Origin of the sequence: Kitasatospora herbaricolor (assembly GCF_030813695.1) — a bacterium.
Taxonomy (GTDB): Bacteria; Actinomycetota; Actinomycetes; order Streptomycetales; family Streptomycetaceae; genus Kitasatospora; species Kitasatospora herbaricolor.
In genome coordinates this window covers 1371196-1386078 of record NZ_JAUSVA010000002.1, presented here as the reverse complement: position 1 = coordinate 1386078, position 14883 = coordinate 1371196, and the positions used below count along the sequence as shown (strand labels likewise).

Below are 14883 nucleotides of genomic sequence, written 5' to 3'. Positions count from 1 at the left end.
CATGCCGCTCACTGGCGCTCCGGCGCCGGTGTCGCCGGCATGTCCCCGTCGTTCTTGATGCGTGCGGATCTTCGTGCACGGTCGATGGTGAAGGGTGGTCGTAGGGATGCGGCGAGTGTGGGGCAAACGCGCGGTGGTGGTGTCGGCGACGGTGATGCTGGCCTTCGGAGCCTGCACGGGCAGCGCCGACGCAAACGTGGAGAAGGGCGCTCCCTGGGGCCTGGCCCGCATCTCCCACAAGAAGCCCCTGGACCATGGGGACTACAACAAGTACATCTACGACGACCAAGGCGGGACGCTCACGAGCGTGTACGTGCTCGACAGTGGCATCAACACCACGCACGAGGACTTCCAGGGCCGGGCGAGGTGGGGAACCACCACCGTGTCCGGTGACGCGAACGAGGACTGCAGCGGCCACGGCTCGCACCTGGCCGGCACGGTCGGCGGAAAGAAGTACGGCGTCGCGAAGAAGGCTGAGGTGGTCGCGGTGAAGGTGGTGCCGTGTACCGGCACCGCCACCCTGGACGACCTGATCGAGGGCATCCGCTGGGCCGTCAAGGACAAGGCGGTGCAACTCCCGCGCCACGAGGCGGAGCGCGAGCGCCTCGAAGCGCAGTACCGCTGGCGGTGGCAGGGAGCCCCGGGCTTCGTGATCCTCATCGGCCCGCACTTCCCGATGAGCGACAGGCTCGCCCAGGAGATCCGCCGCGCCGAAGACGCGGGCCTGTTCGTCGTCCGCGACGCCGGCGCCCACGCTGACGCATCCTGCCCCACCGACGAGCGGGTCCTGACCGTCGGCGCCACCACGATCAACGACGAGGCCGCAACCTTCTCCGACACCGGCCCGTGCGTCGACATCTTCGTCCCCGGCAAAGACATCGACTCCGTATGGCGCGGCGACAACAAAGCCGCCCACACCCTCAACGGGACAGACGTCGCCGCCGCCCACGCCGCCGGAGCCGCGGCCTACACGATGTCCCTGCGCCGCGCCCCCTACGCCCCGGCGGACCTGAAGAAGAAGATCATCGCCCTTTCCCTCAAGGGCGTGCTGGGGGACCTCCCGAAGGGGACGCCGGACCGGCTGCTCTACATCGACCCTCCTGTGTAGATCCCGCTCCCTGCCCACATCGGGGCGGCGCGCACGCGCGCCGCCCCTCACCCGGTCTGAAACCGCCCCAGCGGCGCGCCGTCCGGTCACTGGTGGCCCGGCGCCGGGCCACCAGTGACCGGAGCGCTGCTTCACGCTCAGCCCCGCCCCCGCCCCCACCCGCAGCCCGCGACTCCACCGACACCACGGGCGTATGGAACCCGAATGAGCATTACCGTTCTCGCCCCCCCCACACGGGTGCGGGGAGAAGTAGTCGGCCCTCTCGCACCCCGGTTGTCCCGCACACTGACCAGCGACAACACCCGCCGAGGCCACCAACCCGAAGTAACCTCCGGCACACGGACCCGCGAAGCCTTCGCAGGCCTGTGCCGGGACACGCTGGTGGTCTTCTGGGCGATCGGCCATGAGCAGTACCTTCTCAGCGCCGTGTTCGGCCTGCTGTTCGCGGGGCTGGCCGATCCGGGCGGCAGCTACCGGCACCGCGCGTCGCACATCGCCCTCTTCGCGCTGATCGGCGCAGGGATCACCGCCCTGGGGTTCGGCAGCGGCGAGGACGTCTGGGGCTGGCTCGTGCTCGCCGCATTCGCCCTCACGCTCGTGTCCGGACTGGCGGCCGCATTCGGGGTGCGCAGGTTCGTCACCGCCCTCCTGCTCAACCTCTGGTTCATCATCCGCCCGGCGGCTGCGCCCCGAGGCGCCCTGGGACGAGATCTGACGGGCGCGCCCGGGGAAAACCGGATCCGAGGCGAGCAGCGCGAAAGACGTGTCCCGCACCGGTTTTCGGTCACCCGCAAGCTGCTTGAGTCACTGGTGGTGTAGGCCTGGTTCGCCCGGTTGAACGGTGCCGACATCGAGGGCCCGCTCCTGGCCGTCGCCGCCGAGCACTGGACCGGCTATCAGGACCCCGAAACGGCCGACCAGCATTCCGAGGCAGTGGCCCGCCCCCACAGCAGCCGAGGTCTCCGTCCAGCGTCTGGCCCAGCAGCAGGCTAATGGCTTCTTCGAGCCGCTCTTCGACATCCATCTGCCCAAACTCCAGGCCCAGGCACGGAACGCGCTTCTGGCCGCGAAGCAGAAGGTGGCGGCCGCTACGCCGAAGGGCCTCGACGTCAGTTGGCTGCTTGAGGACGAGAGCATCCGACAGGCCTGGGCGGACGCCGATCATGAACTGCGTCCTGCGGCTGCAGGCGTGGAGATCCACACCCGCGAGCGCGGGGTCGACCCGCTCAAGTTTCGGGATCGGGTACCGCAGCAGAAGAGATCCCCGCGAGCGCGGGGCCGAATGCAGAGCGGCCGGTGGACGAGGCTCGGTCACGATTCGGGCATACGGGCACGTCTGGCGTGGTGGGCTGGGATGCTCGCCGTCATGTCCGATGAGCCGCTTCCCGTGTCCCCGCCCCCGCTGGATCCCATCGTCGAACCCGTGCCGGTGGCCGCTCGACCGCGCCCCGGCTGGGTGGTGCCGCTGGCTGCCGGTGTGGCCGGCCTGATCGTGGGAGCGGGCGGTGTCGGTCTCGCTTGGGGCTTGACCGGCTCTGGCCCGACGCTTGCTTCCACAGCCACCTCCACCGCGGCGGCAACGTTCACCCTGACCGGGACCATGGAGGTTGCCGGGGCTGCGCACTGGCGTCGGGTCAGTACTCAGTGCGAGGGCACCGGCGGGTACGACGACATCGCTGAAGGCACGAGTGTGACGGTGTACAGCGCCAGCGGAACCGTTGTGGGCACGGGTCGGCTGACGAACGGGGTCGTGTTCGGGTCGGCGTGCTCGCTGTCGGTGATGGTGGAGAAGGTGCCGGTGGGTGCGGACTTCTTCCAGGTGGAGGTGTCGCATCGAGGGAAATTGACGTTGTCGGCGGCGGATGCGAAGGCCGGGAAGTTCGCTGGGTCGCTGGGCTGACCTGACGGGGCCCGGCCGCTGGTGGCGGACGGGCCCGTCCTTGGTTACGGGTGCGAGCTACGGCTGGGCCTTGGGGTAGGAGTCGAGCGCGGGCTTGGCCCTTCCCGTTCGTCCAACGACCTGGCGTGCTCGGCTTCGGGGACGATCCCTGTCCCGTTCTCGGACTTCTTGATCACGGCCGGGAGGCGGGCTTCGGCGTCGGGGTGGGTGCGGCTGATGGCCACCGTCGGACGCCGTGGAGCCCTGAGTCATGTCGGCAGAACTCCGCAGCCCGTGGCGTCTGTTCGCGTGCCCGCTGGTCGCGACCCCGCGTCGGCCTTCTCCACCCCGCCGGGGATCAGGAGCCGGTGACGGTGATCTCGGCGGCGGAGGTCCACGGGCCGCGGTTGCCGGCCTCGGTGAGGGCGCGCAGTCGCACGTACCGGCCGTTGACGGTGGGGAAGGTCACGGTCTTGGGACCGGCGTCGTCGGCGAAGGTGCCGGTGGCGACCGGGGTGCCCCAGTTGGTGGGGTCGTTGCTGACGTAGACCTCGTACTGGCCGATGCGGCCGTTCGCTCCGCCGCTCTGCCTCGGCAGGTAGCGCAGGCCGGTCACCGCGTGCGGGCCGCCGGTGTCGAGCTGGATCTCGTGCGGCAGGGGGGCCGGGGTCGGGGACCACTGGGTGTGCCAGATGCTCTGGGGGTCGCCGTCGACGGCGTTGGTCGCCGCGCCGTTCTCGCCGCTGGTCTCCTGGCTGTCGACGTATCTGACGCTGGTCCCGAGGACGCTGGTGACGGCAGGATCGGTGGTGCTCTCCTGGCCGTTCTCCACGTGGCCGGCGAACCGGCGCAGGAAGCCGTCGGTGGTGTCGGCGGTGGCGGTGAGGTCGTACCACCGGTTGCTGTCGCTGATCGCCCAGGAGTTCTGCACGGTCGCGGAGGCGGGCAGGGTGAACGTCCAGGGGCCGTCGGTGCGGTAGGCACCGGCGGTGACGGTGACGGTGCACGGGGCCGTGCCGCTGTTCACCATGGTGAGGGTGAGGCGGCCGTTCGCGCCGTCGGCCCGTGCGGTGACCTCGGGGTTGGCCTGCCCGGCCGTGGTGGCGGTGACCCTGTTGCCGCGGAATCGCCGGTGCAGGCCGTTCGGGCCGTAGAGGGAGAGGTCGTAGGCGCCGGCCGGACTCCCGCTGACGAAGTAGTCGGTGAGGGTCCTGCCGGCTTCGACGGTGTGCCGCCACGGGCCGTCCGTACGGTAGGCGTTGGGGTAGAGGTGGACGCACTGCCCGGCTGTGCCGGTGTTGGCCATGTCGATGTAGAAGGCCTCGGCGGCGACGCGGCCGGAGGCCTCGAACGCGTACGGCAGTGCTCGGGCCTTGCGATGCCCGGGCTCCTGCACGGGGAGCGTCTGGACGGCGGGCACGGCCGGCGAGGGGAGGTTCGCGCACTGCGCGGCGGCCTGGGCGGAGTAGTTGGCGGTGCTCGGCAGGGCCGGCCAGGTGGTGTTCGCAGAAGCGAAGTCGAAGGCCGACAGCAGGTCCCCGGTGACCGCCTTGCGCCAGGGGCTGATGTTCGGCTCGGCCACCCCGAACACCTGGGAGCAGAAGCGGATGACCGAGGTGTGGTCGAAGACCTGCGAGCAGACGTACCCGCCGCGGGTCCACGGGGAGACCACGATCAGCGGCACGCGGAAGCCCAGCCCGATCGGCTTGCCGTCGGAGATCTCGCCGGCGGTGGAGACCGTGGAGAGCCCGTCGGAGTCGGAGGTCGGCGGCATCGGCGGTGGCACGTGGTCGAAGAAGCCGCCGTTCTCGTCGTAGTTGAGGATGAACGCGGTGCTGGACCAGACGGCCGGGTTCGCGGCGAGTTTGGCGAGCAGCCTCGCGGTGAGGTTCTCACCGTCCGCCGGGCGGTAGTTGGAGTGCTCGGACAGGGCCGTCGGGGCGACGATCCAGCTGACCTGCGGCAGCGTGCCGCGTGCGACGTCGTTGCCGAAGGCCGTGACGATGTCCGCGACGGTGGCCAGGCCCTTGGTGCGGAGGGGACTTGACACCCCCGACTGCTTGAAGGAACTGAACCAGGCGAGTGCGTTGTCGTCGAAGTTGTCGGCCTGCTGGTAGACCTTCCAGCTGACGCCGGCCGCCTGCAGGCGCTCGGCGTACGTCGTCCAGCTGAACCCGGCGCTCGGCTCCGTGTTGTCCATGACCGCGGACTGGCCCACCGAGAGGCCGTTGCTGCCGGTGAAGGCGTGCAGCCGGTTGGGGTTGGTCTGGGTCAGGGTGGACTGGAAGTAGTGGTCGCAGATGGTGAAGTTGTCCGCGAGCTGGTAGTAGAAGTCCAGGTCCGGGCGGGTGAAGTAGCCCATCCCGACGCCCGGGTTCCGGGCCGTGTTCCACGCGTCGTACCGGCCGCCGTTCCAGATGGAGAGGTCGGTCGGCCAGTCCATGGCCGGGGCGTTGGCGCAGGTGGCGGACGTGGTCGTGGTGTTCATCCGGAAGGGCAGGATGTAGCCGGGGCCGCCGGAGGCGGGTTGGTACCAGACGGGGCTGCCGCCCGGGAGGCTGACCGCGTTGCGGTCGCCGAAGCCGCGGACTCCGCTCAGGGACCCGAAGTAGTGGTCGAAGGCGCGGTTCTCCTGCATGAAGATCACCACGTGCTTGACGTCGGCGATCGTCCCGGTCCCGGCCGTCACCGGGGCGGCCATGGCCCGACGGAGCGCGCTCGGCAGCGCGGTCAGGGCGGCCGCGGCGGCCGCGCTGCCGAGGAGGGCGCGTCGGCTCACGCCGGGGGTGGGTTCGTCGTTCATCTGCGGAACTCCTGCACAACCGAGGGGGCGGGGGAAGCCGGTGGACGGGGGATCTTCGTGGACGCGGCCGCGCGAAGCGGTAGCTGTGAGACGGGCGGGACGGGGTGTGCGCCACGGCGATGCGGGCCGTACGCAGGGGGTTCCGTCGTGGCTGTGGGCCGCGGCCGAAGGGCGCACCCCGTCGGCTGCCTCGACGGGGCCCGGTGGGGACGCCGGTGGGGCCGGTTGTGCCGGCCGTCGGAGTCCGTTGTCCTGCTCCGGCCGGGCACGCCAGGGACCTCGAGGACGCGTGCACCGTGCTCGTGTTTGCGCCAACAGGGTGCTGGCGCACAGCTTCCACCGTCGACAGGCGGGGAGTCAAGCAATTCACGCGGCCTGGTGTGAGTCGTGAGCGAAGCTTGCCTGGATCGGAAGTTCGGTGCCTGATGTGGAGAAAGCCCCCGGGGCACGCCGGGCCAGGGGGCGGATCCCTGCCCTCGCCGCGGTCCACCACCTCCTGGGGTCGGTGGTCGGGCGACGGCATCGGTGGCCTACGCCGAGCCGTGGAAGGCGCCTGATCTGGCCGAACGCACACCGCAAGTCCGGGTTCCGCGACTGGGTTCACCGCTACCCGCGGTCCGCACCCCACGGCCGGGTTCACGCACCGAGTCCTGTGAACCGGCGAGTCGGTGCAACGCCCCCGGGCATCCGCCGCCTCGGAGGCGACCGCACCTCTGTTGCTCGCACCGTCGGCGAAAGCCCGGCCGGGGTGGTGGGAACCCCTTGACAGTCTCCGATTCGACTCCGAGACTCTGCTCGCCATCTGTTTGCGTCAACATGGTTCACTGTCGAAGGCGCAAAGGCACGAACCAGGCCGACTCCTGGGAGGGGGAGGAGGCAAGCGCGCGGCTTCGCGGCGGTCGGCCGGATCGACACCGTCGACCTCCCGCCGGACGCACCGCTGCTGGCGACCGTCCGCCGGCTGCACCGCGAGGCGCCCTGGGACGAGATCTGACGGGCGCGCCCGGTCGGGGGAACGGGCTGCCGGTGCTGCAGCCAGCAGGTGTTCCTCGGGCGACGTCACCGGAACCGCACGGAGGACGCCCGAATGCACCGTTCCGAGGCAGCCATTCCTCAACTGCAACGATCTGTGGCCGGTCGCCTTCCTCGCGTTGCGGCGTTTCGTCCACAACGGCCTCACCTCCGGCGCCACCAAGCAGCCGCCTACGGGGAGCCTCCGCCCCACCAGCAGGTCCACGTCCCGTGCGGGCCGCTGCTCCCTGGTCGCCGCACGAGCTCGAACCTTTGAAGGAGTGATCCGTTGGGCCCGTTGATCACCATGCGCCACCGGGATTGGACGGTTCGCCTGGTGCCCCGCCCCTTGGAGCTGACGCTCGGGAACCTGCAGTCGCGCGCCTTCGCCCGGACGCCGAGACCCCCGGCGCACTTCAGGCGACCGGGGGTTCGGGTGGCTCGACCGAGACGGAGGGCGGCGGCGGTGACGGCCTGTCCGGTATCGCCTCTGCGCCCCGGCAGTACTCGTCGTCGCCCGGCCCTGCCGGTCAGTGCGCGGTAGGGCCGGACAGGAGGGCGAGGGCGGGCCGGGCGAGGGCTGCCGCTCCGACGAGGCCGGCGTCTGTGCCCAGCCGGGCCGGGACGAGGACGGTGCCGGCGGTGAAGGGCAGGGTGGCGTAGGTGGCGAAGTGCGTCCGCAGCGGAGCGAAGAGGACGTCACCGGCCTGCGCGACGCCGCCGCCGATCACCGCGGCCTCGATCTCGACGAGGGTGGCGGTGGCGGCGATGCCGGCGGCGAGGGCCCGGGCGGCGCGGTCGAAGGCGTGCAGCGCGAGCGGGTCGCCGGCCCGGGCCGCGCTCGCCACGGCCGTGGCGGAGACGTCGCCCTCCACGGGTCGCCAGCCCCGTTCGGCGGCGTTGCGGGCGATGGCGGTGCCGCTGGCGATGCCCTCCAGGCAGCCGCGTGAGCCGCAGGGGCAGGGCCGCCCGGCGAAGTCGATGCTGATGTGGCCGAGGTGGCCGGCGTTTCCGGAGGGGCCGGTGTGCAGGCGGCCGTCGATGACCAGACCCGCCCCGACGCCGGTGGAGACCACCAGGCACAGGACGTTGCGGTAGGGGCGGGCGGCGCCCCGCCAGTGTTCGGCCGCGGTCATCGCCACGGCGTCACCGCCGAGGACGACGGGCAGGTCCTTGACGGCGGGGTGGGCGGCGACCTCGGAGCGCAGCGGGAAGCCGCGCCAGGCCGGGATGTTCACCGGGCTGACGCTGCCGACCTCGGTGTCCACCGGCCCCGCGCTGCCGATGCCGACGGCGCGCACGGAGGCCCACCGCGGGTGCTGCGCGAGCAGGTCGAGGATGCTGTCCACGGTTCCCATGAGGTCGCGGCTGCTGCCGAGGGCGGGGGTGGGCAGCTGGACCTGGTGCAGGAGGGTGCCCTCGGTGTCGACCAGGCCGCCGGCGATCTTCGTTCCGCCGATGTCGAGGGCGGCCAGGAGCGGTGACGCGAGGGTGTGCCGGGCAGTAACGGCAGCGCCAGTGTGGTAACTCATTGTCGTCGTCTCCGCAGGTGTGACGGGGCGGCGCCGCCGTGTTCTGGGCCAGGCACTGCCGGTCGGTTTGCCGATTGTGACGCGATGGGACAACGTTGTCGACCCCGATGTGATCGCAGTTCATCAACGAGACTGAATCGTCATTGGTTAAGGCAAAGGTTTAGTAAATTAGGCGTTCATTGGCAACAAATGACCTGGGTACCAATGTTGACCGATCTATGGACATGGCCAGGATGTGACGTCTACGTTAAGCGTCCAGCAGCTCTGGGAGCCGAGCTCCAGTCCCGGGCATCGCTTCCCGATCCCGGGGTGACCAGTGCGAAGGATGAGCGAAGATGCGCAGAGGACGGGTGGCCGTGGTGGCCGCAACCATGGTTGTGCTCACTGCCTGTAGCGGCAATGCCGGCGGGAGCTCGTCCTCGGCCGCGACCGCAGCCGCCGACCCGGCGAAGGTCGCCGGTGAGATCACGGTGCTGACGAACCGGACCGACCAGGTCGCCGACGGCTCGCTGAAGAAGTACGCCGACGAGTCCACCAGGGTCCACCCGAACGTCACGGTGAAGTTCGAGGGCCTCACCGACTACGAGGGCGAAGTCAAGATCCGCATGAACACCGAGAACTACGGTGACGTGCTGCTCATCCCGGACAACCTGTCGATCACCCGGTACCCGACCTTCTTCGCGCCCCTGGGCGACTCGGCCGAACTCTCCAGGACCTACGACTGGACGGACTACGCCACCGTCAAGGACAAGGTCTACGGCATCGCCGACTACGGCACCGCCACCGGCCTCGTCTACAACAAGGCCGTCTGGCAGCAGGCCGGCGTCACCCGGTGGCCGATGAGCACCCAGGAGTTCATCGACGACCTGAAGGCCATCAAGGCCAAGGGCACGGCGACGCCGTACTACACGAACTACAAGGACGCCTGGCCGCTGCAGAAGTGGACCGACGACATCGGCGGCCCCAGCTGCGACCAGGGCGGCAAGGACAAGCTCTCCACCACCGCGCAGCCGTGGGCGGCCGGCCAGGACCTCAACGCCATCGACGGCCTGCTGTACGACACCGTCCACCAGAAGCTCAGCGAGGACGACCCGACCACCACCAACTGGGAGGGGTCCAAGACCCTGCTGGGCACCGGCAGGATCGGCGCCATGCTGCTCGGCTCCTGGGCCGTCCCGCAGATGCAGGCCGCCGCCATCGCCGCCGGCCGGAACCCCGACGACATCGGCTTCATGCCGTTCCCGCAGGCGACCGGCGGCAAGCTCTGCACCATCATCCAGCCCGACTACAAGTACGCGGTCAACGTGCACTCCAAGAACAAGGAGGCCGCGCGCGCCTGGATCGACTGGTACCTGACCAAGTCCGGCAGTGCGCAGGCCGAACAGGCCGTCTCCTCGGTCAAGGGCAGCCCCCTGCCGGCCTCGCTGAAGCCCTTCGAGGCGCAGGGCGTCACGCTGCTTCCCGGCCAGAACCAGGTGAACGCCGCCGTCATCAGCAAGATCGACAAGAATTCCGAGATCGGCCTCGGCAGCCCCGACTACCGCCAGAAGCTGGTCGACATCGCCCGCGGCGCGGCCCCCGGTGACCACGACAGCTACTTCGCGGAGCTGAACGAGAAGTGGTCCGAGGCGCAGAAGACGGTCACGGGCTGATCCCCCCGACGAGCGGCGCGGCCGTTCTCCGGCCGGCTGCCCCTGCCGCCCGGCCGCGCCGCTCACCAAGGTGTCCTGCACTACGAAGGAACGAGATGACTGCACTGCAGAAGGACAGAGGACCGGGATCGCCCGTGGCGGCCCGCCCGGCCGCACCACCCGAGCCCCCCGCCCGGGGCCGCGCGCCACGGCGCCAGGGCACCCGCCGGTACTGGTGGTTCACTCCCTGGCTCTACCTGCTGGCGCCGCTGGTACTGCTGGTGACGTTCACCTACCTGCCGATCGCGGACATGCTCGGCTACAGCCTCACCGACTGGGACGGCGTCAGCCCCACCAGCGAGAACGTCGGCGCCGAGAACTACGCCGACCTCTTCACCCGCCCGGAGCTCTTCAAGGTCTTCCTGGTCAGCGGTGTCTACCTGGTCGCGTCCTTCGTGCAGATCGCGGGCGCCCTGTACTTCGCCACGGTGCTGAGCTTCAACACCCGGTTCCGGAACCTCTTCAAGGGCATCCTGTTCTTCCCGTACCTGATCAACGGGGTCGCGATCGGCTTCGTGTTCCTGTACTTCTTCCAGCCCGGCGGCACGCTCGACTCCGTGCTGCGGCTGTTCGGGGCGGACGGCCAGCAGCTGTGGCTGGGCGACCCCGACCTGGTGAACAAGTCCCTGGCCGGGGTGTCGGTCTGGCGCTTCATGGGCCTGAACATGGTGCTGTTCCTGGGGGCGATCCAGTCGATCCCGCCGCACCTGTACGAGGCCGCGTCGCTGGACGGCGCGAACAGCTGGCAGCAGTTCCGGCACATCATCGCGCCCAGCATCAAGCCGATCATCAGCCTGAGCGTGATCCTGGCGATCTCCGGGTCGCTTGCGGTCTTCGAGATCCCGTACATCATGACCGGCGGTGCCAACGGCAGCGAGACGTTCGTCATCCAGACCGTCAAGCTCGCCTTCAAGTTCGACAAGGTCGGCCTGGCATCCGCGTCCGCCGTCGTCCTCCTGGTCCTGATCCTGATCGTGACGTGGATCCAGCGCCGGCTCGTGCCGGAGGAGAGGGTTGAACTGTCGTGACCACCACCGCCACCCCGAACACCCGCACCCCCCGCCGGGCGCCCGCCCCCCGCGCGGCCCTGGCCGGCACGGCGAAGTACCTCTCGCTCGTCCTCGCGAGCGCCGTCGTCGTCGTCCCGCTCATCGTGATCCTGTTCACCTCGCTGAAGACCGGCAGAGAGGTCGGCGACACGGGCCCGCTGACGCTCCCGGACAACTGGTTCAACCTCGACAACTACGTGAACGCCTTCCAGCAGGGCAACATGCTGCAGGCGTTCCTCAACACCACGATCATCCTGGTCGTCTCCACGGCCGGCACCGTCCTGATCGGGTCGATGACCGCCTACGCCATCGACCGGTTCGAGTTCCGGATGAAGAAGCTGATCGTGGGGCTGTTCCTGGTCGCCACGCTGGTGCCCGGCGTCACCACGCAGGTCGCCACCTTCCAGATCGTCAACGACCTCGGCGCGTTCAACACCCGCTGGGCGCCGATCCTGCTCTACCTCGGCACCGACATCGTCTCCATCTACGTCTTCCTGCAGTTCATCCGCTCCATCCCGGTCTCCCTCGACGAGGCGGCCCGCCTCGACGGCGCGAACTCCTTCACCATCTACTGGCGGATCATCCTGCCGATGCTCAAGCCGGCGATCGCCACCGTGGTCATCGTCAAGGGCATCACCGTCTACAACGACTTCTACATCCCCTTCCTCTACATGCCGGCCTCCGACCTGGGGACGATCTCCACCTCCCTGTTCCGCTTCAAGGGCCCGTTCGGAGCGCACTGGGAGACCATCTCGGCCGGCACGATCCTCGTCATCCTGCCCACCTTCATCGTCTTCCTCGCCCTCCAGCGGTTCATCTACAGCGGCTTCTCGGCCGGCTCCACGAAGTGACCCGGCGCCACCCGCGCCACCGCGCCTGCGTCGCGGTGGCGCGCCCCGTCCGCCGGGGCGACCTCGGCTCAAGCAGTCGCACCCTGCCCGGGCAGGTGCCCCAGCCCTACGGTTCAGCACTTCCGGAGTACGGCGACTGCGTCGCGGTACCGCACCCTGCACCGACCGAGGAGGACACGTGAGCGCGCGCGTCACCATCAGGGACGTCGCCGCCCGGGCCGGGGTGTCCGCCGGAGCGGTGTCACTGGCCTTCAACGACCGGCCCGGACTGTCGGCCGCCACCCGGCAGCGGATCCGCGCCGCGGCCGCCGACCTCGGCTGGATCCCCAGCCAGGCCGCCCGCAGTCTGGGCAGCCGCGGCGAGCGGGCCGACACCCTGGGGCTGGTGATCGCCCGCCCCGCGCGACAGCTCGGCCTGGAGCCGTTCTTCATGGAGTTCATCTCCGGCATCGAGAGCGTCCTGGAGCAACGGGCGGCGACTCTGCTGCTCAGGCTGGTACGCAACCGGGACCAGGAGACCGCCGTCCACCGCGAGTGGTGGAAGGCCCGCCGGGTCAGCGGCTCCGTCCTGGTCGACCTCGCCGAGAACGACCCCAGGATCCCCGCCCTCGCCCAACTGGGCATGCCCGTCGTCGCCGCGGGCCACGCCGGACTCCTCGGCCACCACGTCACGGCGGTCTGGACCGACGACGCCGCCGCTGTCGAGGAGGCGGTCCGCTACCTCGCCCTCCTCGGCCACGGCCGGATCGCCCGGGTCGGCGGCGACCCCGCGCTCGGCCACACCGTGATCCGCACCCGCGCCCTGGAGCGCATCGCCGCCGAACTCGGACTGAGGACGCCGCGCAGTCTGGCCACCGACTACTCCGGGCAGGCCGGCGCCCGCGCCACCCGGATGCTCCTGTCCTCCGGCGACCGCAGGCCCACCGCCATCATCTACGACAACGACATCATGGCCGTCGCCGGCCTCGCCGTCGCCGCCGAGTTCGGCCTGCAGGTGCCGCGGGACCTCAGCCTCATCGCCTGGGACGACTCCCAGCTGTGCCGGCTCACCCACCCGACCCTGTCGGCGATGAGCCACGACGTCCACGGGTTCGGCGCCCAGGTCGCCCGCAGCCTGTTCGACCTGGTCGACCGCCGTCCCGTCTCCTCCGGTCCCACCGCGACCCCGGTCCTCGTCCCCCGCGGCAGCACCGCGCCCGCCGACGCGCCCTGACCCGCCCCAGACCCCGGCCCGCCCCCGACTCCTCCTGAGGGTGAGGAACCACGGGGGCGGGCCGGCCCCGCACGAGGAGCCGGGCCCGTCACAGCCGTCGTACCCCCACGCTCTCCCACCTCCCTCGCGTCCCCCAACCCGGCCCATCCCGATCCGGAGCACCGCCATGAGCCAGTCCCAGCCCCCCGCCGGCCTGCTGACCAACCAGATCCGCCCCTACGCGTGGGGATCCCGCACGGCCATCGCGCGCCTGACCGGCCGTACGCCCGGCGGCGGGCCCGAGGCGGAACTGTGGATGGGCGCCCACCCCGGGGCCCCGTCACGGACGGACCGCGGCGACGGACCCGAACCGCTCGACCGCGTCATCGCCCGTGACCCCGTACGGGAACTCGGCGAGAGCGTCACCGGGCGCTTCGGCCCGCGCCTGCCGTTCCTGATGAAGATCCTCGCCGCCGAGCACGCGCTCTCCGTCCAGGTCCACCCGACGACCGCGCAGGCCGAGGCCGGATTCGCCGCGGAGGAGGAGGCCGGCATCCCCCTCGACGCGCCGCACCGCATCTACCGGGACCCGCACCACAAACCCGAGATGCTCTGCGCCCTGAGCGGGTTCGACGCCCTGTGCGGCTTCCGCGAGCCCGCCGCCACAGCGGACCTGCTGGCCGCCCTGCACCTGCCGGTGCTCGACCACTGGATCGGGATCCTGCGCACCGCCGAGCCCGAGACCGCACTGCGCACCGTCCTCACCGAAGCGCTGGGCACCGACCGCCCACGCGGAACCGCTGCCGCCCTCGCGCTGGCCGCAGCCCTGGAGGACGCCGCCGGGGCGTCCGGACCCGACGCCGGCACGTACGCCGCCTACGCGGGGGCCGCCCGCGACTACCCGGCCGACCCGGGGCTGGTCGCCGCGCTGCTGCTGAACCACGTCCGGCTGCAGCCCGGCGAGGCGCTGTACCTCGACGCAGGCGTCCCGCACGCCTACCTGCACGGCACCGGAGTGGAGGTCATGGCCAACTCCGACAACGTCCTGCGCTGCGGCCTCACCCCCAAGCACGTCGACGTCGACGCGCTGGCGGCGGTCGTCGACTTCCGCCCCGGCCCGCCCTCCCGCGTGCCCGCCACCCCGGGCCCCGGCGGCGAGGTCCACTACCGGGCGCCTGCCGCCGAGTTCGCCCTCTCCCGGCTGGACCTCCCCGGCACCGTCACCCTGGACGACGACGGCCCGCAGATCCTGCTCTGCACGGAGGGGAGCGCCGCACTCCGGCAGGACCCCGCGGTCCGGCTCACGCTCGGCCCGGGCGCGAGCGCGTTCCTCCCAGCCGCGGGCGCACCGGCCGAACTGACCGGCGCCGCACGCCTCTACCGCGTCCGGGTCGGCTCCACCCAGCACTGACGTACCCCCACCCGCCTGCCCGCCGACCGCTGAGGCCGACCCCCGTGAACGCTCCGCCCGGTACCACCGATGCCGCCGACGCGCCGGCCGGCGTCCCGGAGATCGGTATCGCGGTGCCCTGATGCCCACCACTTCCGCCAGGCGGGAAGGAGCTCGTGCCGTCGGACCTGTCTCCTGGCCATCGAGCGCTTCCGCTGCTGCGGCATGACGTCGGCCGGCGCCGTCGCCGCTGTCGTAGGAGCGACCACCCGGTACCGGCCGGCCGGTCCACGCGAGCGGTGCGTCCGCCGGCTCGCCCTGATCGAACCGTTCCTCGTCCTGGTCGTCGCCGACAGGCGGGAACGGCGGACGGGCCC

10 protein-coding genes are annotated in these 14883 nt (G+C 70.9%); 8 read left to right on the top strand and 2 right to left on the bottom strand.

Annotated elements, in window-relative coordinates; translation table 11 throughout:
• Positions 1 to 115 precede the first annotated feature (115 nt).
• The 3 genes from J2S46_RS06425 (at position 116) to J2S46_RS06415 (ending at position 3008) form a co-directional block, all read left to right on the top strand.
• Positions 116 to 1108 carry a S8 family serine peptidase gene (locus J2S46_RS06425; protein WP_191294025.1) on the top strand — a complete coding sequence of 331 codons (993 nt, stop codon included), beginning with the start codon at positions 116 to 118 and terminating at the stop codon, positions 1106 to 1108.
• 381 nt (positions 1109 to 1489) lie between these two features.
• On the top strand, positions 1490 to 1927 hold the full coding sequence (locus J2S46_RS06420) for a hypothetical protein (protein WP_229913323.1): 438 nt from the start codon (positions 1490 to 1492) through the stop codon (positions 1925 to 1927).
• Between the two features lie 547 nt (positions 1928 to 2474).
• Complete coding sequence (locus tag J2S46_RS06415) at positions 2475 to 3008, top strand: hypothetical protein (protein ID WP_229913324.1); 534 nt, start codon at positions 2475 to 2477, stop codon at positions 3006 to 3008.
• Between the two features lie 337 nt (positions 3009 to 3345).
• On the opposite strand, the gene J2S46_RS06410 is transcribed toward J2S46_RS06415, so the two are convergent.
• Complete coding sequence (locus J2S46_RS06410) at positions 3346 to 5790, bottom strand: phosphocholine-specific phospholipase C (RefSeq protein WP_191294026.1); 2445 nt, start codon at positions 5788 to 5790, stop codon at positions 3346 to 3348.
• A 1541-nt stretch (positions 5791 to 7331) separates the two neighbouring features.
• Positions 7332 to 8333 (bottom strand): ROK family protein, encoded by a 1002-nt coding sequence (locus tag J2S46_RS06405; RefSeq protein ID WP_191294027.1) that lies wholly within the window; start codon positions 8331 to 8333, stop codon positions 7332 to 7334.
• Positions 8334 to 8668: 335 nt separating this feature from the next.
• Here J2S46_RS06405 and J2S46_RS06400 point away from each other — a divergent pair, with 335 nt between their 5' ends.
• The 5 genes from J2S46_RS06400 (at position 8669) to manA (ending at position 14527) form a co-directional block, all read left to right on the top strand.
• Positions 8669 to 9985: an ABC transporter substrate-binding protein gene (locus J2S46_RS06400; protein ID WP_191294028.1), complete on the top strand. Its 1317-nt coding sequence runs from the start codon at positions 8669 to 8671 to the stop codon at positions 9983 to 9985.
• A gap of 95 nt (positions 9986 to 10080) precedes the next feature.
• Positions 10081 to 11052, top strand: a complete 972-nt coding sequence (locus J2S46_RS06395; RefSeq protein WP_191294029.1) for a carbohydrate ABC transporter permease — start codon at positions 10081 to 10083, stop codon at positions 11050 to 11052.
• Positions 11049 to 11924 (top strand): carbohydrate ABC transporter permease, encoded by an 876-nt coding sequence (locus J2S46_RS06390; RefSeq protein ID WP_191294030.1) that lies wholly within the window; start codon positions 11049 to 11051, stop codon positions 11922 to 11924. The genes J2S46_RS06395 and J2S46_RS06390 overlap by 4 nt, the downstream gene beginning before the upstream one ends.
• Positions 11925 to 12102: 178 nt before the next feature.
• Positions 12103 to 13137, top strand: coding sequence for a LacI family DNA-binding transcriptional regulator (locus J2S46_RS06385; RefSeq protein WP_191294031.1), 1035 nt, complete (start codon positions 12103 to 12105; stop codon positions 13135 to 13137).
• A 166-nt stretch (positions 13138 to 13303) separates the two neighbouring features.
• Entirely contained in the window at positions 13304 to 14527 is a 1224-nt protein-coding gene (gene manA / locus J2S46_RS06380) for a mannose-6-phosphate isomerase, class I (RefSeq protein WP_191294032.1), read from the top strand.
• The last annotated feature ends 356 nt before the right edge of the window (positions 14528 to 14883 follow it).